General features: G+C 56.4%; 14 protein-coding genes, 1 other RNA gene and 1 pseudogene. 2 read left to right on the forward strand and 14 right to left on the reverse strand.

Features of this window, described 5'->3' with window-relative positions; translation table 11 throughout:
* Positions 1-152 precede the first annotated feature (152 nt).
* Both PspS04_RS03500 and PspS04_RS03505 read right to left on the reverse strand, forming a co-directional pair.
* A complete protein-coding gene (locus PspS04_RS03500) occupies positions 153-1,607 on the reverse strand; it encodes an ArnT family glycosyltransferase (protein WP_159993670.1) in 1,455 nt (484 codons plus the stop codon).
* A gap of 230 nt (positions 1,608-1,837) precedes the next feature.
* Entirely contained in the window at positions 1,838-3,247 is a 1,410-nt protein-coding gene (locus PspS04_RS03505) for a DUF2252 domain-containing protein (protein WP_159993672.1), read from the reverse strand.
* A gap of 180 nt (positions 3,248-3,427) precedes the next feature.
* Here PspS04_RS03505 and PspS04_RS03510 point away from each other — a divergent pair, with 180 nt between their 5' ends.
* A complete protein-coding gene (locus PspS04_RS03510; RefSeq protein WP_159993674.1) occupies positions 3,428-3,865 on the forward strand; it encodes a YciI family protein in 438 nt (145 codons plus the stop codon).
* A gap of 199 nt (positions 3,866-4,064) precedes the next feature.
* Positions 4,065-5,156: an HNH endonuclease gene (locus tag PspS04_RS03515; protein ID WP_159993676.1), complete on the forward strand. Its 1,092-nt coding sequence runs from the start codon at positions 4,065-4,067 to the stop codon at positions 5,154-5,156.
* Between the two features lie 589 nt (positions 5,157-5,745).
* Here the strand turns inward: PspS04_RS03515 and rdrB are convergent.
* From rdrB to PspS04_RS03575, 12 genes and pseudogenes are all read right to left on the reverse strand, one after another.
* Positions 5,746-8,499 (reverse strand): antiviral RADAR system adenosine deaminase RdrB, encoded by a 2,754-nt coding sequence (gene rdrB, locus PspS04_RS03520; protein ID WP_159993678.1) that lies wholly within the window; start codon positions 8,497-8,499, stop codon positions 5,746-5,748.
* Positions 8,499-11,174, reverse strand: a complete 2,676-nt coding sequence (gene rdrA / locus PspS04_RS03525; RefSeq protein ID WP_335929829.1) for an antiviral RADAR system adenosine triphosphatase RdrA — start codon at positions 11,172-11,174, stop codon at positions 8,499-8,501. The genes rdrB and rdrA overlap by 1 nt, the downstream gene beginning before the upstream one ends.
* A 507-nt stretch (positions 11,175-11,681) precedes the next feature.
* Complete coding sequence (locus tag PspS04_RS03530) at positions 11,682-11,939, reverse strand: hypothetical protein (RefSeq protein ID WP_109521557.1); 258 nt, start codon at positions 11,937-11,939, stop codon at positions 11,682-11,684.
* Positions 11,936-12,916: an integrase domain-containing protein gene (locus PspS04_RS03535; RefSeq protein WP_159998730.1), complete on the reverse strand. Its 981-nt coding sequence runs from the start codon at positions 12,914-12,916 to the stop codon at positions 11,936-11,938. Before PspS04_RS03535 ends, PspS04_RS03530 begins: the two co-directional genes overlap by 4 nt.
* Positions 12,894-13,253 (reverse strand): hypothetical protein, encoded by a 360-nt coding sequence (locus PspS04_RS03540; protein WP_070413333.1) that lies wholly within the window; start codon positions 13,251-13,253, stop codon positions 12,894-12,896. Before PspS04_RS03540 ends, PspS04_RS03535 begins: the two co-directional genes overlap by 23 nt.
* Positions 13,237-14,637, reverse strand: a pseudogene (locus PspS04_RS03545) (YfjI family protein). The gene PspS04_RS03540 and the pseudogene PspS04_RS03545 overlap by 17 nt, the downstream one beginning before the upstream one ends.
* Before the next feature lie 1,101 nt (positions 14,638-15,738).
* Positions 15,739-18,936, reverse strand: coding sequence for a type I restriction endonuclease subunit R (locus PspS04_RS03550; protein ID WP_159993682.1), 3,198 nt, complete (start codon positions 18,934-18,936; stop codon positions 15,739-15,741).
* Positions 18,937-19,073: 137 nt separating this feature from the next.
* Positions 19,074-20,300, reverse strand: coding sequence for a restriction endonuclease subunit S (locus tag PspS04_RS03555; RefSeq protein ID WP_159993684.1), 1,227 nt, complete (start codon positions 20,298-20,300; stop codon positions 19,074-19,076).
* Between the two features lie 2 nt (positions 20,301-20,302).
* Entirely contained in the window at positions 20,303-21,922 is a 1,620-nt protein-coding gene (locus PspS04_RS03560) for a type I restriction-modification system subunit M (protein WP_159993686.1), read from the reverse strand.
* A 546-nt stretch (positions 21,923-22,468) separates the two neighbouring features.
* Positions 22,469-23,725: an integrase domain-containing protein gene (locus tag PspS04_RS03565; protein ID WP_159993688.1), complete on the reverse strand. Its 1,257-nt coding sequence runs from the start codon at positions 23,723-23,725 to the stop codon at positions 22,469-22,471.
* Between the two features lie 187 nt (positions 23,726-23,912).
* Positions 23,913-24,309, reverse strand: a transfer-messenger RNA (tmRNA) gene (gene ssrA / locus PspS04_RS03570).
* Between the two features lie 98 nt (positions 24,310-24,407).
* Complete coding sequence (locus PspS04_RS03575; protein ID WP_095169490.1) at positions 24,408-24,683, reverse strand: hypothetical protein; 276 nt, start codon at positions 24,681-24,683, stop codon at positions 24,408-24,410.
* Positions 24,684-24,795: the final 112 nt, after the last annotated feature.

The raw sequence follows: 24,795 nt of genomic DNA on the forward strand, positions 1-24,795 counted from the left end.
GGCTCGAAAGGACGCACGCTAGATGGTGGGGTAAAGGAAGATAAATCAGACGTTTCTTTGGATTATGTAGGCTTTCTCTCTAAGTGATTGGCCTGCTTTGCAAAGTGATGCCTTCCGCTGAAGTCCTGAAAGGCTTACAGCTACTGGCAGTGTTACTCCCCCACAAAGTAATACGCCTGCCGGCTCACCGACATTTTCTGCAGTACCTGCAGCGGCGGCGCGGGCTCCTGGTCGCTGGCGATCAGCGCTACGTGGGAGGGAGAAGTGCCCAGGTAGGCGGTCAACTCGGCTTCTGTCTGTAGATTCCTGAGCATGCTCCGGGTGTAGAACACGGATGCCCCGGCCGTTCGTTCGTTGGCCTGGTACAGCGCCACTTGCCGACCCTCGGCTTGGAGCGCCTGGATCTGTTGCATCAGCGGCAGGAATGACAAGCTCCGGTCTGCGCGCGGCGCGGCCCATTGGGCGGCACCCAGGTACGCCGCAATGACCAGGCTGAGCAGGCCAATGGCGATAGCCCGGCGGCAACGCGCGACCTTGCCCAGCCAATTGCTCGCCGTGGTGTGCTCGCGCAGGCGCTCGAACAGCACTGCGGCATATTCCGCCGCAATCACTGCGGCGGCGGGTGTCATCGACATCAGGTACACCGTGCGTTTGCTCGACGCCAGGGTCAGCATCAGGAACTGCGCCAGCAGCCACAGGGTGAAGAACAGCAGGTAACGGTTGTTCGCCAGGCTTTTGCGAAAGTGCCACAGCCCCAGGTAGACCAGGATGTTCCACGGCAGGAAGGCTTCTGGCAGTTTGCCCAGGTAGTAGTAGAACGGCTCGTAGTGGCCGGCCTCGACGAACGAGCCATTAAAACGCCCGACGCTGTTGGTCAGCAGCACCTCGGCCAGGGCCGATGCGCCGCCGCGCTGGTAGAGCATGCACAGCCAGATCAGCAGCGGAATCAGACCGAACACGGTCATCAGTGCCGGGCGTACCCAGCGCGCCGGTGTGAAGCGCTTGTCGATCAGGCTCTCAGCCACCAGGAAGGCAAAGATCACCACTCCCGGCATCGCCAGGCCGAGCACGCCCTTGCTCAACGTGGCGATGGCGATGCCGAGCGCGAACACCATCCAGCTGGCCTTGGCACTCTGCTGGGCGGCCTGTTGTCGATGGGCCTGATAAAAGGCCAGCAACGCCAGGCTGACCCCCAGGCTCAGCAGCGCATCTTCACCGACTCCGCGCACATTGCCCCAGTAACTGCCCATGGTGGCCAGCATGATCCCGGCGCCGAAGGCGACCACCTTGGGTCGGCCAAAGCGGCGCAGCGCCCCATACAGCAGCATCACGCTGAACAACCCGGCAAAGGCCGACGCCAGGCGCACCGCCCAGGGCGTGCCGCCAAACGTGCGAATCGCCGCCGCATCGAGCCACAGGCTCAGGGGTGGTTTTTCCAGAAAAGCTTGGTCGAGCAGGCGGGGGGTCACCCAGTCATTGTCCAGGTGCATCTGCATGGCAATTCCGGCGACCCGGGCTTCGGTGGAGCCTTGCAGTTGGTGATTGCCCAGGGCGAAGAAAAACAGCAGGGCGGCGAGCAGGAATAACAACGGAGCTGGGCGCGTCATGTGCTGGGGGCCACCGAGGGAAAGAACGGGAGGAGGGCGGCAAAGTATAGGGCGGCGAATCTGAACAATGAGTGAACGGCGTGTGACAGGTGCTTGATGGCGATATCCCCTGCTTGCCGCCGCCGAACCCTGTAGCAGCTGTCGAGTCCCGCGAGGCTGCGTCCGCCATCTCATGAGCATCCAGCGACCGCTTCGCGCTCGGATGCAGCCTGCGGCAGCTGCTACAGGCTTTACGGGAGATGGTCGGCGGCGAAGTCCGCTTCCGAGCGGGCCAGCAGGCGGCCCTTGCGGCAGGCCTGTTGGAAGCGCTCGAAGTCGCGCTCGTTCTGGTCCGAGTAGGCCAGGGCGTACTGGTACAGGGCGTCGGCCAGGGTATCGCTCTTGCCGATGTAGCCACTGATCAGTGCCGCCTGCCCCGAGGCCTTGGCATGGGCGCGGGCCAGCGCTCGACCACAGGTGCGCGCGTAGGCGGCGAAGGTTTCGTCATCGAAGGTTTCCAGCTCCGCCGAGACCTTCATGTCCCGTAGCTGGCGCACGTAAAAATGCCGGCCATGGGGGCCAGTGGTCCAACCCAGGAACAGGTCGCTGGCCGACTGCATCAGGCGTTGTCCCTCCACTACGCGCTGGCCGTTGTGGCGGGCGCGGGATCTGCTTTTGACGTAGTCGGCGAGCACTGAACGCCGGGCTTCCTTGATCTGCAGGAACAGCGGACGCTCCTGATTATCGGTCATCAGCGCGACCATGCAGCGGGTGCCGACGCTGCCCACGCCAACGACCTTGAAGGCCAGGTCCTGCACCTGGAAACGCGCCAGCAACTCCCGGCGGTCACCGGCCAGAGTGCTGCGATAATCGCGCATCAGGGTGTCATACAGCGGCCGCCAATCGGCCAGGCGCAACCAGGCGTCGTCGGCGTCGAGCAACGTGGTGGTGTTGTGCAAGTGGAAGATTTCCGGCAGGTCATCGCGAATCAGCAACCGGCCCTGGTTATCCCGCTCACAGATTTTCGGCAGCAACTCGGCATGGGTACGGCGCTCGGCTTTTTCCATGGCTCGCTGCACGTGTTCCAGGGTGTTGTCCGAGCGCGCCTGTCGCAGCAGATCGTCGTAGGTAATCGAGTCGTACCAGATTTCCAGGGCGCTCTGCTCGGCACACACCGCCATGCTCTGCTGGTAGGCGCCGATCAACTGACGACAGACATTCTCCTCCACCGTCGCCCCATGGCGCAGGTCCCGCGCAGCAATCAGAAAACTCGCCACCAAGCGCTTGAGATCCCACTCCCAAGGGCCCGGATGGACCTCGTCGAAGTCATTGACGCTGAACAACAGATTGCGCTCCGGGGTGGCAAAACCGCCGAAGTTCATCAAGTGACAATCGCCACAGATCGTTGAACGCAAGCCCATGTCCGGCGTGCGGGACAGGTCGTGGGCCTGCAGCAAGGCGTTGCCCCGGTAGAAAGTGAACGGCGACACCAGCATGCGCCCGTAACGCAAAGCCACCAACGACTGCACCCGGCCCTCACTGGAAGCCCTGATCAACGGAATCGGATCGCGCTCGCTCTGCTGGTGCTGCGCCTGGGAACTGCGCGGGCAGTGCTTGCGCGCATCCTTGCCTTGTTTGAGACGGTCTTTGACGGTGGTCATGGAGTCCCTTGCGAAATGGTTTGTGCCGGCGAGCGCTGGTTCAAACGCTAGCAGGAATCCAGGGCTTGGCCAGCCGCCAGGGTTGCTGCGCGGCGGCAAATCTTTTTGTCCTGCGCCGTCGATTTGCACAGCGGCCGTTCGACTACTTGTCAGGTCACCCAATCCAAAGGAGCAACCGCCATGCGATTCATGATCATCATCAAAGCCAGCCAGGATTCCGAAGCCGGCAAAATGCCCAGCGAAGCACTGTTGACCGAGATGGGCAATTACAACGAAGAACTGCTCAAAGCCGGCATCCTCCTCGCCGGCGAAGGCCTGCACCCCAGCAGCAAAGGCGCACGGGTGCGCTTTAGGGGGGACACGCACACAGTTATCGATGGGCCGTTTGCCGAGACCAAGGAGCTGATTGCCGGGTATTGGCTGTGGCAGGTGAAGTCGAAAGAGGAGGCGGTTGAGTGGGTTAAGCGTTGCCCGAATCCGATGCCGGGGACTGAGGCTGAGATAGAGATTCGGCAGGTGTTTGAGATGGAGGATTTTGGGGAGGAGTTGACGCAGGAGTTGCGGGAGCAGGAGGAGCGGGTGTTTGGGGATGGGCGGGAGGGGGGGAGGAAGTGTTGAGGTATTCACGCGGTAAACGCCGCGCTTAGGGGCTTGGCCGCAAGTTTGAGAAAAGTACTGATGCATCAGCCAAATGGCCACGATCGAGCATCAGCCCCCAAAGATAATGGTTGTTCGCCCTGTTACGTGTTGAAACCCTGGTGCACTTTGGCGACGATAGGAGTTTTCCTACAACCTACGGCGACAAAGGGCGTGACTCGTGGCGATAAAAGCGGTTTCGAAGGAACGAATAGGCAAAGCTTTGCTGGAATTTGACCGTGAATACCGAAGTAAGAGCGAGTGGCAGGGCTGGGAAAATAATCTGGCCCACCGTTATGCCGTTAACGTCGGCGGTGAGCTGTATCCTGCGAAGAAAATAGTCTCCCTGGCTACCGGCATTGCTGTAGGAGAGTTCTCCGGTGGTCGTCCGACCAACAGCTTCCTAGAGAAGCGAGGCTTCACGATTGTGGAGCTACCGCGAGGGGAGGGTGAGCCAGAGTTACAGTTCACGCCGGAAGCTGTATACGACCGCAAAACTGAGATCAACGGACTGTTCGGCGGAAGCCAGCAGAGCGGCATTGCGGCGTCCGCTACCCACCCCGCGATTTTTTTGTTTACAGGTGAAAGCGGCGAGCAATATGGGTATGCCGACCACTGGGAAGGGGGCGCTTACTTTTACACGGGGGAGGGGCAACGCGGGCCGATGACCTTGACCCGCGGCAATCGGGCCATTGCTGAGCATGCTGTGGACGGCCGCGCGCTGTACTTGTTCAAGTCTCTCGGTAAAGGGAATGGCTACGCCTACATGGGCGAGTTTTCATGCGCCGACATGTTTACGAGAACCCAGCCGGATGTGGACGGACAGGATCGTGCTGCGCTTGTTTTTCGGTTGGTGCCTTCGGGTATTTCTAGTGGGACCATGCAGGCCGAAGTGGAGGATGAGGCTGACCTTCCCGACTCTCTGGCCGCCGCTCGATTGGCTGCGCTGGCTGCATGTAAGCCCGGTAGTGATGAAGTAGGCCAGTCCGCGCCACGTAAGATTTACCAACGAAGCCGAAAGGTCGCCCACTATGTTCTGATGCGCGCCCAAGGGGAGTGCGAAAGCTGTGAGAAGCCGGCGCCATTCATAAAAAAGGACGGCACACCCTACTTAGAGCCACATCATGTAAACCGGCTCTCGGATGGCGGGTTAGATCACCCACGTTATGTGGGGGCTGTGTGCCCGAGTTGTCATCGTGAGATCCACTCTGGGGTGCACGGGGCATCTGTGAATGAGCGGCTGAAGCAGCGGTTGGAAGTAATTGAAGGCTGACTGACTCGTAGTGCCAAGCGAATTTGGCGACTGACGCCGCAACTGTCGTCGCCCTAGCCAAGACCCTCCGTGCTTATGGAATTCCAGGCACAAAAAAAGACGTCCGTGGACGTCTTTTTTCGTTGAGTTGGTGGGCCGGGGTAATCTGAATTCGCTCAGCAAGCTATTGATTTATAATATAAATATAAAATTTTATTTTTGGTTGGAATACCATCTGGAATACAGGTCTCCACTTGACCCCTGTTCTGCATTCGATGATCCGTATGTTTCGTAACTATTCTTGGCAGTGAACTTCCCATAGCTGGCGTCAGCGACAGGCCGAAATCGGCTGACTCTGTTGAAAAGTCAGCGTCGATTTCACGATAGAAACGTACGCGTCTGAGACTGAAAAGTGTATTTCGCGCAGCATGCTCGAGGCTCAAATTTGGCTTTTGTACCGCTCGTGGGATGGGTAGTCAGGCCAGTCTAGTGCTCTCTACAGAATTCCCCTAAAGCAGCCTGTCATATGTGTTTAGAATACTACGAAAACTTCAAGTAATGTCGAACAGCACTGTGCCTTACGCGAACTCTAATAGCATGCCCATTTCGGTTAATGCGCTCTATCAAAGTTGGCCATCCCCTGCTGACGTATTTGCTCAATCCAATTGTCTGCCATCTCCTTCGAGTGGCCATGGTCAATCGCTGCTTCATGTATCAGGTGATGCTCCATCCGCAGGGTGGTCGGAATTAGGCCCGGGTCGTCCGTATTGATCGTCACCGGCATCGAGCGCTTACGAAGGCTGAACTGATTGTACTGCCCACCTGGTTCCAAATCTGCTGGGTTTAGAGGATTCCAACGATAGATCGGGTGGTCACTATGAGTTTCCAACTGACCAATATAGACGTTAGAGCTGGGATTGGTCTCGATTGACAATCCTAAGCGTGAATAGCGCTCGAGGCAGATGTCTTGCATGGCAAGCATGAAACGCAGATCGTTGGGATCATCATGATCGTAAAGGTATATGACCGACCTGCGTTGACTCCCATGAGGCGACTCAAGCGGCTGTGACTCCATCAACGCCTGCCTGCGTGTGAGATGGCCGTGCGGAAGCACGGTCAGGCGCACTTGAGCTGCCTTCTTCCTCGGAGCTGTTGGCGAGTTTGCTTCGAGATGAGCTCGCAGGGCATAAAGTCCTTCCGATGTATGAATCGATGGTTTCTTGAGATACTCGCGAAGTTTCGATAGCTCAGGTGCAGCAACGATCAGCTCAGGTTCAGCAATCCCTGTGTTACTAATCTCCGACAGTGCCTTGTACGCACAATTCCTACGAAGTTTCCACGCCATATATAAGCGCATGATGTCTTCCTTCGTTGGCTCGGGCATTCCCTCTTTCCATGGATACCACGACACATACCGCAGCATCCGGGCGATTCGCTTTTCAAGCCTGGGCTGTGCGCATTGCGCCTCTTTCAGCGCTTTTAGCTTTCCCGCCTCTCGCCATGCCCAAACAAGGTTGTCAAAGTGCTCGTCAACTGACAGCAACACCTCACCATGTTTTTTCAGCCATTCGTCCGGTGCAATTCCCAAGGCTAGCGCGTGGCCTAGTCGGTCCCCCCTTCGCATATGGCAAAACCGAACAGTTTCGTCAACATGACGTAAACCAGACAACGGATGCGCATAGTCTTCTCCGGCATGAATACTGAGATGGAGTTTCGTTGTGGGCACTACGAAGTTGTCGATCCCACCTCGCAGTCTGGACGATTGCGTTCGCGCACGGAGCCAACGTAGCATCGGTGCGAATCGCTCAGTTGACCATTGAGTTTCATCTCCGACAACATCAAGGCCACGGATGATCTCTGTCGGATGTACAGTATGTTCGGGCTGACCTTTCAAAAAATCTTCGGGTGGTGCTAGGTTCCAGCGAGGCACCGAGTGCAGCACCGCGTTTAGCGCTTTGGCTTCACGCCAGAGCGTACTTCGAGAAGATTTTTTCGCCCGATTAAAGTTCGCACAGATATGCCAATGACTGCGCGGATCAGCATGGTTCATTCGAGCATCAACCACGGAGGCTTGAGACTTACTACGGGCGAGCATCTCCATGTGCGCACTCACGTTTTGTGCGAAGGCTGCCATGGTATCGCCTTTACTCAGCCTATCCATATGAAGCTTAATTTCAGCCTTGTCACCGTGTCGGGCGAAGAGCCTCCTAGCTGCCTCATGCTGCGCTGTTTTTTCCCACGGACCATGTGATGCAGCATCAATGCGCAACGCAGAAAAAAACTGGTCAGTGAATCGCCTTAAGCCACTTCCGTTCATGATCATTTGACGGCGAAGCACCATGATGTCAGCGACTACAAGCAGGACGGCAATACGTGTTGAGGGTTTGATCGACTTACGTTGATAAGTTCGCCACAGAAGGAAGAACAGCCAGATCCACGCTTGTTGAAGGTTATGTTTATCTGCTTCGGCGGCCAATTGTATGAGCAGCCATCTGTCGGTGGCCGACTCGCTAGCCTCATCAACCGAAGGTGATCTTGCGTGATCAACCTCACCATCTTTAGACAGTCCACGCAAAAGAAAGCCCCAGTCTATGGCCGGATTACGGGGTACCAGTTGAGCATCGTCGGAAACTGCACTCAATAGCACAATCTCTTGCTGGGTGGTTTCTCTGCGCTGACTTCCCCAGTTGTCGGTTAACGCCATAAGCATACGGCGGATACGCCGTAGGCGGCCAACGTGCAGTTCAGACACCTGAAACTTTGCTGGCCATTGATGGCCCAGAACGAGTTGCGCCAGGACAAGCTCCTCTCCAGCGATGCCGCCCAAGTGCACATGCCCTTCTGCAAAGGCCTCTGAAAAAAATTTCGGCCCAACGAACAATGTCTTTAATCGAATGACAATTTCCTGAAGATCTTGCTTCGACCAATTCGCCTGTGTCGCCCGATTTGCCAGATATCGCGTCACAAGGACCGTAGGGTCGAGTTCCGATAGTGTCTGCGCATAGCGCTGAACCTGCTCTTCCCGAAAATGCAGGGTTTTTGCATCTCTATCCCATACCAGTAACGCATCAATCGACTCATCAATGATTGGACTTTCCCCTCTATCGAGGAATAGCGATTCGCAAAGGTCCTGACTAACGCGTTGAACCTCGTTCAAACGGTGGCGGTTTCCGGTTCGCGCATTGATATCTGCCTCTATCGCGTCCTGCAGCGTTTTGCGCAGGGAATCCAGATTGATTGGCGTAGGGCCCACACAGACTTGTGTCTGCCACCAGTCAACCAGGTGTTTATAAAGTACGTTGGCAGTCCCTTCACTGCCGAGCAGCGCACCAAGTGCTCGCTCTTGCATGGAGCGAACAAGCATCAGGAGTCTCCTGCCTCCGACTTCTCCTCGCCCAGTTCGTCGATGGCTCGACGCAACGTCTTTAGAGGACTAATGTCTCGATAGAGATCGTATACTCGGCGCAAAATAGCCTCACCAAATTGCTTGGGAGTGACACCCGCAGGGACGTTGCGTGTCAGCGCCTTTTTGATAGATTGAACAGTCAATCGGCGCTGATTGGTCGGGAGGCCCAGCGCTTGCAATAGATAAACACGACTGTCTACAGCTTCGACCTCGTTCACCGTCGAATCTTCACGCTCTTTTGCGAAGCCGAAGAGTTCCTGCAGTCGCAAACGCAGTGGGTGCTTATCCAGTGCCCAGGTAACCGAGATTACATTTTCTCCAGATACCGAAGCATCCCCCATCTCGACCAGCGGCTTGATGTTCTGCGTGAACAAGTCATTGCGTGTGAAATCGCCCCGGCGATTCAGCAGGTTCACGTTTGAGACTTCAGAGCCAAGGTCAAATAACGGTCCTTTCTCAAAACTGGCCAGCGCGGCCCAGAATGAATTGAACGCAGAAAGTCCAGACGCAGCGACATCGCTTAGCAACTCTGCCCTTGGCTGTTCATTCACTGACAAGGGGCGAGTGAACATTGGCGACTGATTGAATGCTTTGTTCAACGCGCAATAAATCAGCCATGGCGAACTTGCCAGACGGTTAGCCTGAACGCTACTCCTCCAGTCATTTATAGCGCTCGCAATCTCCTGGATCGCGGCATTTCTGCTTCGTGTGCCAAGGTCACCTGCACCATGTCGTGTGGACAAGATGGACTCCTCATCAGTGTCGAAATCGGATGACTCAATCTCATACAGCGAGAACTGCACGGCTTTAGTCGCCGCAACACGTACAGCGCTGTGAAAGGGAGCGTCAGCTAGGATGCGATTGACATCAACGCTCGATACATCTCGGATAAGACTTGTCACAACCAACTCGAGCACACGTCCACTGCAGATCAAAATAGCGCGCTTGCTCGTACTATAGAAATTACGATGCGTGATTAGATCAATCAGAACCCGCCTGCTTGCAGCAGATTGAGAGTCAGTCGCCTCATTTTTGAATTCCCAGGATGCGGCTACCACTGCGCGGCCAGCTTCGGGGGTAGCGAACGGAAGAATAGCTTGGTCTTTCAGTGTGCTCACCCACGATTCGGGAAGCCGTCCATCCAAGTCCGCTTGCCAGTTGAGATTCGCTCTCGTCGCGATATACCTCAGTTCAGGGCGAGCGGTCTGTTGCAACGGTTGAAACAGCGGCGTATCGAATATCGATCCCTCCTTCTCTTCATGCCAGTGCTGCCTCGCCAGCAAGACGAGACAAACTGCACCAGCGGTAGGTTCGAACATGAAGTGATTAAGCAGCGCCGACTGCCATTGTTCCAACGACACTTGGTTTGACTCTGTTGGGGAAGCGGGGGGCGCGGAGGGCTCTAACTTATCGCTATAGCGGCGCGCAGGGATTCGACCACGCCTTGTAAATGAAATACGCCGCATAAGATCGGTCTCTGGCAGCGGAGTCGTCTCATTGAAAAACGCCTTTTCAAGAGCAGGAATGTTAGTTCGTACTCTGGACAGCAGCTGCGACAATGCCCTGACTGTCAAGATGGGAATGCGGAGTCGACTGTTTTCGTTGTTATTGACAGCCCCCTCCAATAGAGCCCTCAACCATGAATCCAATTCGGGCAATGCTAGGCGAGGTATGCCTTCAGAACGGTTCTCAGAGCCCAACAAAACGTTGTAGTTGCCGAGGAACTCTCCCACCTGTGGCATGCTCAATCGTCTATGCAGCGGGAGGATCTTACGCAGATATTCATGTGCCAAGTTCTCAGCAAGCGGCTTCGCCTGTTCATGATAGTGGACGACGTCCACAGTCAGTCGTCGGAACGTATCGCGCCACGTTACCTCCTGATAAAGGCTGAGATCTCCGCAAACGATGGGCAACAGCACTGGACTGACTAGGTAACGCCGTACCACTTCCAAATTCTCGAAAGCACGATGTAATGTCGTATCAACGTCATCGATTGGAAGCACTAGTAAGCGCTTGCCGAGTAATTGCGCAGCTTTGAGGAAGAAGTCGTGAACGGCGCCCACCAGATCTTGTGTGCCCATGAACGCTCGCAATCGGTCGAGGCCTACGCCGTCGCTCTGCGTCTCCTTCCCCTGCAGAGCGCTCCCAAGCTCCAGAAGGCTCTCGTGCAGAGCTTGCCAAAGATCGGGTTTTTCATCCCTCTGCGCCTTGATTTGTTCATCCCCAAGCACAGCTGCTACGACGACGTTAAGGAACAAGTCGTCGCCATCTTCAAGCTGTGAAGGATCGATAGGCTTTAGGACATGCACCGCCTCGGCTAAGCCTTCATAGCGCTCGCGCACGCCGGCGGCTTCTAGATACTGTGGCAGGTTGACGATGACGGTTGTCTTTCCTGTACCACGGTCGCCATCTAGAAAGATTGTCATATGGCCGCGGTCACGGACAAAGCGCTCTTTGTCGTCGTGATCCATTACGCTCCCCAGATCAGGCAACGATTCTTTCAGCATCTGCGCCAAGTTCTCGTACACAGTGCGAGGCAACAGTTGGCTCACCGTCATATGGCTCGCTCTTTCGCCTTGGTCGAGAGGAAAAAATATGAAGTTGTTACTCTTTTGCCTTGGCACTGACGACACGACACTTCCTTATGATCATAATGTTATTGGTATCGACGCTCCTGCAAAGAGCATAAAATCGATTTACATGATGTGAAATCAGCTGGTAAGGAAATCTGCATCACACACCATTTTCAAACTTCGCAGCTGTGATTGTGCGAGCTAAGTCTTAACATCTGCAGTCTATATTGTTGACGAAGCCGTAGCCTAGATTTTACAAGACGGGATCGATTCACGCGCTGATCACGTCATTCAATCTAAGTCGTGGTTCTTGAAAAAGTGTGAAAACGCCTTCTTCTGATGCTGCCACGTCAAATCTTCGGCCTTTAACCCTGCGTGAAAGACATATTTCAGTCTCAGACGCGTACGTTTCTATCGTGAAATCGACCCTGACTTTTTTCACTAAAGTCGACGTTTTTTTTGCCATTTCGGCAGTGTTCGTCGAACAGTTTCAGCAACGAGATGATGTCCACGCTGAGTCTGGAGTCCTACCTGCGACTGCTCAAGCGACCCATCAGCATTTCCCGGTCATCTTCCCAATCGTTTCCAGATCAACTGGGCGGTGAGTCGATAGTAATACCGGGTGGCGTCGGAGTGATCTTTCAGGTGCTGGTTCAGAAACCAGCGCAAATGCTTAGGCTGCCAGGACCAGGGATTGTCCCGCTGCCATCGCTGTTGAATGGCCGCTTGCATGGTTCGGGCTTGCCGTAGGTGGCGTTGCTGGGCGGCCTTCGAGCCGGTCAGTACACCACTCAGGAACAGGGCTATGTCGAAGGGCTTGTTCATGCTCGACCTCCAATGTAGGCCGACACCACATCGATCCGGTTATGCCCGAGTTCAACGCTGATCTGTTGGCGCGACTGTTGATCAAGGTCGCGGTCAAGGCGATAGCAGTGACCACCATTGACCGGTGCGGTGTGGCCAGTGAGCTGTTCGTAACGCTCGCAGGCGTAGGCCGCTCGCAGTTCATGAAAGCCCTTCAGCCCCTGTTCGTGCAGGATTTCGCGGACGGGGCGCACGGTCTGTTGCAAGAATGCGGCATAGCTTTCGTCTCGGGCAAGCAAGTTGCGGCTACCGGGCGGCGACGCATCTCTAGCCAATTGCAGCGCTGTTTTCACCTCTTGAGTGGCCACTATCCATCGCGGTGCTGAAGCCCCTGAGCGACCGCCTTTGGTGCCGTCCTGGATGTTGATGCGGCCTAAGTGTTCGGCTTCGTGTTGCAAGCGTCGCAGGTCAGCCAGGATTGCTTCGCGCAGGCGCATGCCGGTTGCTCGAGCTAACAGGACTATCGCTGCCACTCGGTCGTGTTGCTGTTCGCCCAGCCTCTCAAGCACTCGCTGCAGCTGCTGGCGGTCTTGGCCATCCGGCGCGCGGGTGCGTACGCTCGAGCGCTGCTGACCTAACGCCTGGCTCGGGCTGGCGATCCTCACGTCCTGATCACCGCGTAGCGCAGCGAGGGTACGGTTGACGCTGCTCAGGCGGTTCTGCGCGGTAGCGATGCAGAGTTCACCTTGCTGGATCTGCTGGCGCAGATACGCGGCGTAGTCTTGTAGCGTCCGTCGATCGATCTGGCGCGCATCGTTGTAACCGGGGCCATTCTCTGACCGACACCAACGCACGAACGCTTGCCAGCGATCGCTATGCGCTTTGACCGTGGCGAAGTGGCCACCGGCAAACAGATCCTTTAGCGCTTGTGGGCCGGCGTAGCTCAGCTGGCGGCCATAGCCAAAGTTGCGACCCTCACGCCGACCGACCAGTGCCATCGTCATCACCGTTTTCGTTTGTTTGCAGAAAGAGCAGCAGGGCTTTCCAGTGGAGGCTGAGCCGGTCCAGCTGCTGCCAGTGTGTCGGGCGGATCAAGAGGGCATTTTTGTAGTGCAGCAGCAGTGCCCCTTCCTCACGCAGTTGTTCCATCAGCAGGACGAGGTAGGCAGGATCAAGTGGTGGTGTGGCGACAGCGGCGACAGTGGCGACAACCCGCGTCGTTTCTGGCCTGGGGCGTGGCGACAGGGTGGCGACAGAAGCGGCGACACGTCGTGATTCTGGCGGCGGTTGATGTTGCGCTTGGTAGCGGCGCACCGCGTCATTGAGGCGGAACATGACGGACCTCGAAGGTTCTTCCATCGCGGCTGCTCAGCCAGCGATGAGTAATCAACTCGACGAATAAAGAGGCGGTATGGTCAGCACTTTTTCGGGCAAAACGAGGACCGTTACGATTGACGTCGCGGACGGTGAAGTGGGTCCAGCCTTTCTGCACCAGCCAGCGCAGCAGCCGATCCGATTCCTCGCGTCGGCTATTGACCGGCTCCTGTTCGGTCAGGCGCTGAATCTCGGCCAGGTAGTAATCCATCAGCGTGGAGGCACGCTGGATGTGTGCTTCCTCCAACATACTGGCCTCTTCAACCATGGCCAACACGCCCGCGATACGCAGTACATTCGCCGCGGCCTTGCTCGCGACAGGCTGGACGCCGGCAAGCTCGCCGAACTCGCCAGACTGGCACTCGATGGTGTCGTGAATATCAATCCAGGCACGACGGGCACGGGGAGTCAGCTCCAGCGTGGCGGGATTGAGTGATCCATCCTGGTGAAGCGACCAGGGCTTTTGCAGCATGGCGGTGATCCGCTGTTGGTAGCGCTGGACTTTGGCATCTCGGGTCAGGTCGATTGCCTTGTAGAGTCGCTGGCCGGCCAGGCGCTCGGGCCAACTGATCAGGCAGCGGCCGAGGATGCCTTGGCCATTGATCACCGGGTCTTTGAACAGCTGGTTGGCTAGGTAGGGTTGCAGCATCAGGTGCAGGCAGAGGCGACGGTCATAGGCTCGCAGGCTTTCTCAGGCCATGGAGCGCGCCCGGTCAATCGGGCTGCCATCCCACAGTGTCGACAAGGTGGTGATCGCCTTAAGCAGGTTCTCTTTGCTCATGGTGCTGCTGCCCAAGAACTGGCCACCTTCATCATTGAACAAGCCCATGCTGGGCAAACCATGGCACAGGCTTTTGACCAGAGCCTCAATGGTGGGTTCGGCAATGATCAGTCTTGGCGGTACCGGCTCGGATAGCTCACCGTCTTCCGCCTCCGCGTGTTTCTTTGAGGTTTTGGGTTTGGCCATGATGCTGGTAGCGGCGCGATAGGCTTTGAGCTTTTCCGCATACAGGGTCCACTGCTGTCGTTCCCAGTCACGCGCAGCCTTCAGTGCCAGATGGTCCACCGCGCTTTTGCGATCACCTGAGGACGCCACCGTCAGTAGGTAGAGGGACAGCGGATAGGTTCGGCCATCCAATTGGACATTGGCATGACCCTGACTCACCAGAGCAGCGCTGGCCAACACTGATTGTGCAGCCATGGCGCAGGGCACGCCGATCACCTCGGCCAGTCGTTCGACCGCAGGGCCCAACAGTTCCCCGAGTGCATCGACCGGGTAGGGCAGTGGCGCCTGTTGGTATTCCAGCAATGGTTGTGGTGGCTCGAACGCTTCGCACAGTTGCATCGCTATTCTCCTGAGATTATCGACGTCGTCCTCACTCATCCCGCCACGGTTGTTGAGTGTTATCAGGGATCAAGGCCCCTGCGACCTGTGAGGTTTGTCCACTCACGCGGGACTGACGGCTCCTTACGGCCGGGAGCTTGGGCATCTCATGATCAGGCCTCCTGAACACCGATAGCGGTGGGCGGGTGGAGGCTGCGCTGGCTGACGAGACCGGCGCCGCGAGATCCTGAGTCGGGAGAAGGCAGTGAGGCGATGACCAGGGCGTGCCTGACTGTCAGTCAGGTGCAGTCCATTCTTTGGGCTGCGGCACCATCATCGGCATCGCTGTGGCGAGTGAGCATTCGGTGTTTGTCACGCCAATTGTCACGAGGGGGAAAGCCGCAAAGGCCCATGCGAGCAGGGCTGCAGCAGTGGTAGGAGCGCCCGTCTCTTTAGGGGGCAAAGAGACGGGCAAAAGGTTGGCGCAAGAAATGGCCAAGCGGATAAGTTGCTGCAGAGCAGCCAGGAGGGGGCATGAGTTGCCGCAGTGGGCATTCTGGAAAAGTGGGCATCCATCACATCGCTGTGACCGTGCGAGCCGCCGGACGCTAATCGCACTTCGGGGAGAACCACCACGATGTGGCGTAGCCTCAAAGGTTCTGGCTACCTGGGTGCTGTCGAGGACAGCGTTTGTACGGTTCTGGTTTAGCGCTCGTTCTGCTAGCGGTCAACAGTATTTTGGGGGTGACTCTTGCGCCAATCGGTAGCGCTGGAAGACTTTGGTGGTCGGTGGTTTTCCATGGCCGGATGGTCGTTCGTCGGTCTTTAATGTGAGCCTGCGTAATTGCATGGACCTGACCATTTGCATTGTCACTGACCAGTCAATTGCATTCGTACTGATCAACCGTTTGCATTCGACTTGACCAGCACACGCTGTAGTGACGACCGGCGTAGAACGGCCACAAGCGGACATGTCACTGCCCTAGAGAGCAAGCGGCCCCCGGTGATCGAAGTAGCGCCTAATCAGACAGCAAATCACGGCGACTAAGGCATCGGTGCCGATCTGGTTCGTAAGTGGACGGTGGTTACTGCCTGCACAGATCCGTAAGTGCAGCAAGTTATCTAATGCGCCGAGGCATACACGCCCGAATCTCGCTCCGGGTAGCTCTCATACACATGCTCAAATACTGCTGAGCACTTCAGGTTGTAGAGTTCTGGCGTATAAGCGCGAGGTAGGCCGATGTCCAGTGCGTCTTCAATGGCTAGCTTTAGTTGCGAGCGAGCCGTGGACTTCTGTCGCCAGTTAATGACGAGCAACTCCTTGAGGCGGGCCAGCAGTTCTCGGGCGGCTTTCTTGACCGCAGTAAGCTCCTCTGGGCTGAGGTCTGGGGCAGGACGAGTGAGGATGTCGAAGATGACCAGCTCCTCTTCGGTTACGTTTTCGCGGACATGCCGTTCCTGCTCCTGATTCAAGTTGTTGGTTAGGTCTAACAGCTCCTGATAAAGCTCTTCAATGCTGCGGCTACCGGCGTTGTAGCTCTCAATCAGCGCTTCAAATTTCTCGGCAAAGTCGGCGCGAGTGCGGTTCAGCTGGATCATTTTTTCAAGCTTGGCGCGAATCGCTGACTTGAGTTGCTCAAGGTCGGTGTTCTTATGTTTGGCTTCCTTGAAACGCTTGGCCAATGCTTCGAAGTTGATCTTTGATAGATCCAGCGCCGGCGGCCCTTGCTCGCGGATGGCATGCCCGGTGATTGAGCGATCTAGCAAACCGGTGATGTTATTCATTACCTGCGAAATATCGGGCGGGTTCGGGTTCAGACTGGTGCGGATACACTCAGCCAGCGTCGATATACAGGCAACACGACTAACAAACTCCAGTGCAAACGGATCAGGTTTGACTGCCTGGTACAGCGTGCTAACCAGCCTTTCATGCGCAAAGAAGTCACGACGCAATGAATCAGGTGAGATCAGTTCGTTCATTGCGTCAGCGATGCACTGCAAGCGCTCTAGGCTACCGACGGGTGTTGCCTCGATCTCACCCAATATCACGCCATGAGCGGCGCAGAATGTGGTCGCTTCAGCCACAGTCTTACGCAAGTCTTCAACCAACTGCTGCTTGTCTTTGACCGGCTTCTTCCCATTTTTGCCCGCGCCATAGATGGCCAGCGCCTTTTCCAGGGAGGCAAACACGTTGGCGTAATCGACGATAACGCCGCTGTGTTTACCAGGGAAAACACGGTTGGCACGCGCAATGGTTTGCATCAACGAATGGTTACGCATCGGTTTGTCGAGGTAGATCGTCGAGCAGCTTGGTGCGTCGAAGCCGGTCAGCCACATGGCGCAAACGAAGGCGATGCGCAGCGGGTCTTCCGTATCCTTGAACTTCTCATCCAATCCCGGATTCGACTCGAACATCCTTTTGCGATGCGGTTCGATATCCAATCCTAGGCTCTGCATTTGCTGAATTTCGTTTTGCCCTGGTGAAACAATCAGCGCCATGTCGGTGCTGGTCAGCACCTCTAGGCGCTGTTTTAGTTCGACTGCGCGCACATCGCGTCTTGCCTGGTCTGGGGTCATTCCGCCCCTATGTCCTTGGTACGCGAGTTCACCCAGTTCTTTTCGAACCTGCTCGGTTTCAGTAGCCCAATGCTGTTTAACCTTGTCGTGCATGCGCAGCGCGGTGGCCTTGTCGATGCACACCACCATTGCTTTGCCGACGAAACCACGGCCCAAGAAGTGCAGCACGATGTCGGCTGCCACAGTGTCCAGTCGGTCATCACGGGTGATCAGATGATATTGCCGGCCCAGCTCGCGCTCCAGCTTGGCCTCTTGGTCTGGGTCGAGTTCGGCATCTTCGATCAGTTGATAGATGTCCTCGTTCAAGTCCGGGTTAATAAGCTGCAATTCTGGCGTGCGGTTCTCGTAGAACAGCGGCACGGTGGCGCCGTCTTCGATGGACTGCTGGAAGTCATAGATCGAAACGTAGTCGCCGAAGATTTCTTTGGTGCGTTCTTCGCCGGCAATGAGCGGCGTGCCGGTAAAGGCCAGGAACATCGCCTTGGGCAATGCCGCACGCATGTTCAGCGCCAACGTGTCGTATTGGCTGCGGTGCGCCTCGTCGGTCAGCACGATCACATCTGAGCGGTCACAGAGCAGCTCCGGCGTCTGGAATTTATGCACCAGGGTAAACACGTAGCGGTGGTTTCCACGCAGCAACTCGCGCAAATGTGCGCCGCTGGCGGCATGGCACTCATCGCCTTCTGCCTCACTGACTGCACCCGTAGTTTTGAAGGTCTTGGCGATTTGCTCGTCCAACTCCACCCGATCAGTCACGACCACGAAGGTCCAGTTGCCGACCAGTTTGCGCAGCACCTTCTGGGCGAAGAACACCATCGAGAAGCTCTTGCCGCTGCCTTGGGTCTGCCAAAACACCCCGCCGCGCCCATGGCCCAGCTTGCGCGCTTCCAGCATCGAGGCGATGGCATTGTTCACGCCGAGAAACTGGTGGTTCTGCCCGATGATTTTGACCAGCCCGGCCTTGTGTTCGGAAAACAGGGTGAAGTTCTCGACCAGATCCAGCAGGCGACGAGGGTCGCATGTCCCCCGCAGCATCACTTCCAGCGACACCCGGCGCGGCTCATCTTCGCGTTCGATACGCTTCCATCTGACCCAGCGCTCCCAGTCGGCGGTCAGCGAGCCAACCAGGCTGTCCGTGCCGTTGGACGCGATCATCAATGCGTTAAACCAGAACAGCCCAGGAATCTGCTGTTTGTAGTGCGTCAGGTTCTCGTCAAATGCCGCGCGTGCAGGTACGCCGGGCTTCTTCAGCTCGATCACCACCCAGGGTAATCCATTGACGAAGCCCACTAAGTCGGGTCGGCAGGTATAGAGCGCGCCGGTCACGCTGAATTGGCTGACCAGTAGGAAGTCGTTGTTCTGCGGCTGCTCCCAGTCCACTACACGCAGGCGCTCAATCTTCTGGCCGCCGTGTACATGGTCAGGCACGGACACCGTGATGCCTTCCTTGAGCAGTTGATAGGTCTCGCGATTGGCGGCTTCCGCAAGCATGGCGGAGCGGTCGCGAGCCAGTTCGTCGATGGCGGCGGAGATGGCTTCAGCGGGGAGCGTTGGGTTGAGCTTGCACAGTGCTGCGCGCAAGCGGGCGGCCAGAACAACCTCGCTCTTGGTTTCGCGTCCCAGAGTGCCGCTGGCACCGAAGGTTTCTTCCATCGCCGACAGCGTCTGCCAGCCGAGATCAGCAAACAATCCGATGGCAGGTTGCTCGACGAGTTGGTCTTCACTGTAGGCGTAAGCGCTCATTTCTCGGTCGTCCTTGAGGTCAATCTAGCCAGAGGGCTAGCGCGGTAGCAGTGGGTCGTGGGGGTGAGAAGGCCTTGTCACAGTAGGCTTTGACAATAGCGGCACGCGCTCCAGCTTACTCAGGCTCTTTTTCATGCTCATGCGGAGGGATCTACGTTGATCTGGCCGGAGAGCAGGCGCGGTAGTAGCAGGTCCCGAGTGCGGCGGAGGCTGATGGTTTGAAAGACCAGCGCTTGCATTTGTCGAATCGACGGCTCAATTACTGCCGAAAATTGACGGGCAATTTCCAGCGTAGGTATGACGACTGGGTACTCTTCAAGTACGTGCCAATTTGCGCGCGGCATCTTCGAGCCATTTGAGGTTGCTGTTGCATGAGCGACAAACTCGTCACTTGAAACGCAGCTAACGACGATTGCGTAATATTCGGGTTGCCGTGAACGGATGACGATGGTGTCTGCTGAGCACAGTCCGTCGAACGGAGCGATGCTTACTTTATGAAAGTACGGTCGGATTTTCCCGAAGAGAATCTCACCTTTCTTGAACTCAAGTTTGTTTGAGCCGAGTTCATTTGTTTTTTTCCATGCATCCAGTGCAAGCGATCGACGTGGTATGTGTTCAAGACCAACATACGGCTGCTCTTCTTTAAGCCCGCCTTTGCGTATGTTGCGTCGCATTTCCTCAGCAAGGCGGCCCAGCTTTTTTACCTCCCACCCCATCGGAATCTCACCTAGGGAGGACGCTATGTGTGGGACGTTCTCGTGGCCGGGGAAGCGGAAGTGGACGAACCATTCGCGGTAAAGACTGCGGGCCATCGACTCTAGTATCTTGATACGCCGCTGGCTGTTCTCGATCAGTTCATCGTAGGCCGACAGAATGTCTGCGATGCGTTGCTGGGTTGGAAGTCCGGGCAGAGCTATCTTTATTTGTTTGAGAGCTGAAATTGTGTACGCCTGCTGGGACGATCCGATTACGCATTTATTCAACTCAGCTTTCCCCATTGGGGACATAAAGAAAAAACGCAGGTAGCGGCTATCTAAGCCATTAAACCTCCTGAACCAGGTTAAATTTCCATCCGCAAAGTGAAAACGATCTGAGGACTTCACGACGTATGGGATCCCCAGGGTGCCTCTGGAAGTTAGAAGAACATCTCCAGCCTCTATCGACCCTGTTTGTTGGGCAATCTCCTGAAAACGCTGCTCCGAAATGTATAAAAGACTGGTGTTTTCTTGTCCGTTTACCTTCTCAATAATTTCCTTACTCTTGAGAAATGGAACACCAATAGCAACTAGTTCGGTCGCGTAAATCCGTTTGCTCGACGTGACCTCGCAAATGTCCTGCATTCGTTTGATTGTCCAGGTCGCCATCCTCAAGCCCCCAGAATCTCAGCCACATTTTCGGCGATGGTCTGCTCCAGTTCCCGTGACTGAGCGTTCAGCATTACCAACTCCTCGTTTAGCGTTTCCAACTGCTCCTTGAAGTCCTCGTCGCTGACATCCTCGCCTTGCGCAACGCCGACATAGCGGCCGGGATTGAGCGACCAGCCCTGTGCTTCGATTTCCTCAAGCGTGGCGGCTTTGCAAAGACCTAACACGTCGGCAAAGGTAGGTTGCTGGCCGAACACTTCTTTGAGCTTGGCCGCAGCTTCTTCGCCGCCATGGGTGAGGTCGAGTGCTTCGCCGCGATACAGGCGCACAAGGTTGGCGATAAAGCCGATCTGCGCAGCTGTCCAATCACGGTGGGCGCGGTCGATCTGGCGGTAGATATGGCGTGCGTCGATAAACAGTACCGTATCGGCACGCGAGGTATAGGCCTTGCCTTTGTCTAGGAACCACAGGGTCACCGGCAAGGTGACGGTGTAAAACATATTGGTGCCAACGGCGACTATTATATCTACGGCTCGCGCTTCAATCAGTTGCTGCCGCATTTCTTGCTCGGAGGAGCGTGCATCTGAGGCCGAGTTGGCCATTACGAAGCCGGCGCGGCCCTTTGCATTCAGAGACGAGTAGAACAGCTGAATCCAAAGATAGTTGCCGTTGTCAGTGCGCGGCAAGCCGAAGGGGAAGCGGCGACCAGGACCAACCATGTCACCTAGGCGTTCTTTGTCTACGGCATTAACGTTGAACGGCGGATTGGCCAGCACGAAGTCGAACTGGCCCACGGCATGGTGCGGGTCGTCGTAGTAACTGTTGACGTTACCGCCGTGGCTTATCTGGCCTTCCAACCCGTGTACCGCGAGGTTGAGGCGGCACAGGCGGCCAGTTTCATCGGTTTTTTCGACGCCGCAGATGGAGAGTTCGGCGGCGGGGTTTTTCTGATGCTCGGCCACAAAGCGCGCCGACTGAACGAACATGCCACCAGAGCCGCAAGCGGGGTCAAGAATGCGACCGTGGAAGGGTTCAATCACCTCGGTGAGCAGGCGCACGATGCTGCTGGGGGTATAGAACTCGCCACCACCCTGGCCCTCGCTCATTGCGAAGGCACCGAGGAAGTATTCGTAAATGCGGCCAAAGGCGTCGTAGTCGAGGGTGGCCGGTATCTCGGAGACCTTCTTCAACAGCTCCTTGAGCAGGGTGCTGGTGAATAGGTTATAGGTCTTGGGCAGCACGCCAGCGAGCTTGGGATTATGCTTCTCGATCTCACGCATAGCGGTGTTGACAGCACCGCCGATGTCCGATGCCTCGGGCAGTGTAAGCAGCTGATCAAAGCGCGCTTCTTGGCTTAAGTACAGCGTGCTTTCTGCATGGTAGGCCTCTGGTACATCTACCCGGCTACCCCTGCGCGTTGAAGCACCTTCCGCTTCAAGCTTGGTGCGCAACAAGGCAAAGCGCACCTCTGCAAAGCGCAGGAAGATCAAGCCGAGGATAGGGCCAGAGTACTCCTGTGATTTCAAACCCGAGTTGGCGCGGAACTGGTCAGCAGCATCCCACAGCCGTTTTTCAAGCGAGTTGGCGGTAGCGTCTCTTTCGGATGGGGCGATCCAATGCATGGTCGGTCATTCTCAATCTGGTACAGCGTGTTGAGTGGTGCTCGGGGTTTGCTGGGGCTGAAAGTGATTGTCCTAATTTAGGACGTTCAGTTCTTATCGCCCTGTGCGATTACTTGCCGAGTTTTCGAGGCTTAGACGCCATCGTGGTGTGTGGCGCATTGTCCGCTAAATTCAGGAGGTAGGTAAGTTCTTCGACACTTGTGCTTCCGTGTACCCATCAACTGCAAACGGCTGGTCAGCGCGAATGCAAATGACTGGTCAAGTCGGATGCAAACAACTCGTCAGTGGCAATGCAATTAGGTGGTCAAGTGAGATGCAATTACGCAGAGCCCATGCGAGTGGGAATGCGGAGCCTTCCCGCTCGCGTGGGCTTGGCCGAGAAAGCCCCAAGAGCGAGGCCTGCAGCATGGCGACAGTCGCCACTTCTGTCGCCATGCTGCAAACCAGGTATTACGCGGGTTGTCGCCGTTGTCGCCGCTGTCGCCAAATCAACCATCACTCTATCTGGAGAGTCATCCTCGGTTACCAGCGGCGTCCGGTGAGCGCTCACCGTATTGGCACGACGTTGTGGTCCCTGGTTTGATTTATCGCAGATGCCGACAGGTTGCCAGTGGCCGCTTTTTGGATGTGCTCACTCCACCAAGCCATCATCGGACGCCGGCGCTCGATGTAGTCAGCTCGGTTGTAGGCACTTCGGACTTCGTCCTTGTCGACATGCGCCAGCGCGACTTCGATCAGCTCCGGATCCCACCCGTGCTCGTTCAGGATGGTGCTGGCCATGGAGCGCATGCCGTGGCTGACCAAGCGGTCCTGGAAGCCCATGCGTTTCAACGCCATGTTGGCGGTCTGGCTGTTGGCGTGGGTGCGCGGATTTCTATCTGCCGGGAACACGTATTCCCGGTGGCCGCTGTGGGGCTTGAGCGCCTCCAGTAACGCGAGTGCCTGTTCGGTCAGCGGGATGGTGTGCGGGCGACGCTTTTTCATGCGCTCCGGCGGGATGGTCCAGATTCGTTTGTCGAAGTTGATGTCTGCCCATCGGGTGGTCGCCGCTTCGGCAGGACGGGTCATGGTGTGCAGTTGCCATTCGATCAGGCAGCGGGTAATCCGCTTGATGCTGGCGTTCGCGATTTCGATCATGAGCTCGGAAAGCTCATCGGGTCGTAGCGCGGCCATGTTCTCTTTCTTGGGCTTCTTGAAGACCGCCCGAATGCCACTGAGAGGGTTAGCGAAAATCAGCCCGGAGTTTACGCCGTAGGTCATGATCTCGTTGAGCCGTTGGCTCAGTCGCTTCACTGTCTCGAGGCTGCCTTTGGCCTCGATTGGGCGAAGCAGTTCGATGACCATCGGTGCGGTAATTTTCGAGAGCGGCGTTGTTTTCAAGTCAGGAAATACATGCAGTGTGAGCGACCGCCAAATGTCTTCGGCGTACGCCGGCGTGACGGAGTCCTTCTTCAGCTCGAACCAGGCGGTGGCTATGTTCTCGAACGTATGTTCCGTCTCCGCTCGTTTGGCTTCGTCCTGTGCATTGCGTTGCACTTTGGGATCAATGCCTTGTGCAAGCAGCTCGCGTGCTTCCACCACTTTCTTCCTGGCGTTCGCTAGCGAGAGCTCTGGGTACGTGCCCAGCCCCATATTGATACGGTTTTTTGTTACCGGCTCGCGGTAATTGAAGTTCCACAGCATCGAGCCATTGCTCCTGACCCGGAGCTGAAGGCCGTCACCATCGCTGAGGACGTAATCCTTGTCTTTTGCCTTGACTGCCTTGAGCTGGCGGTCAGAGAGGCGGAGGGCTGGAGCAGGCATGAGAGCTACCTCTGACACCGTTTTGGTATTCCAAAAAATAGCACCGGAGCGCTTGGAATACCATTTGGAATACCCAAACGGCTGGAACTCAAAAAACCTTCGAGGAGCCCAGTAGCGCTGAAACCCTTGATTTCACTGGATTTCAGGCACAAAAAAAGACGTCCGTGGACGTCTTTAGATGATGAAGTGGTGGAGCCGGGGGGATTTGAACCCCCGTCCGCCAGTACTCCGCTGTCGGTACTACATGCGTAGCCGTTTCTATTAAGTTAACCCTCAGCGACCCGAAGGGCAGGGTGCTTTGGGCGAGTTGTGTGAGTTTTAGCCGATTCGTCCACAACGTACTGCACGGCGATTCTGTTCTATATGACAATCACTTTGGGTTTACAGACATCCCCTGGTGATTGCTGGACCCGAAGGTACCAGAAGCTCAGGGCTAAGGCTGCTTACGCAGCGAGAGCGAATTCCTGGCCGTAGTTTTCGTCATTGGCAACTATAAGTAGTTGCAACAGTGGATTTACGAGTTCTGTTACCAACTCGGCATGCACCTAAAGTTTCGCAACCGGCGTCGAATCCTAAACGGCCCCGAGCCCACTGCTCTGTGGATCAATTTGAGCAGCAAGCCTGTGCAGTGTACGCCAACGCGTTCGATAAGGCCAACCCGAAGGTTGGCCTTGAGCGCGCATCAGCCCTTGTCGGGGGTACGGGTCTGGATTTTGGTCAGGGTCCCGGTGGTGATGTCGATGCAATCTTTGGTGTTACCGGCAGCCTTGGCTTCCTGTGCTTTCTTCAGCGCCGCCTTGGCGTTGTCCATGGCGTTTTCCGAGGTGGCGGGCGCGGTGGCGATGGCATCCTGGAGTTTCTGGATATTGCCATCGCACAGGTCTTCATCCGCTGCAAACACCGGCGAGGCCAACAGTGCAGCGGTGATGAACAATCCAGCAATTGCAGAGTGCTTCATGGGTATCTCCTTGTGCATGAGGGCTCGGTGCTGCCGGTCGATGGGGCTGCTGGCCGAGGGGGTTAAGCTCTTTTGCAGGGCTTAGCTAGATGACTATAGACGCACGCAGGAA

Origin of the sequence: Pseudomonas sp. S04 (assembly GCF_009834545.1) — a bacterium.
GTDB lineage: Bacteria > Pseudomonadota > Gammaproteobacteria > Pseudomonadales > Pseudomonadaceae > Aquipseudomonas.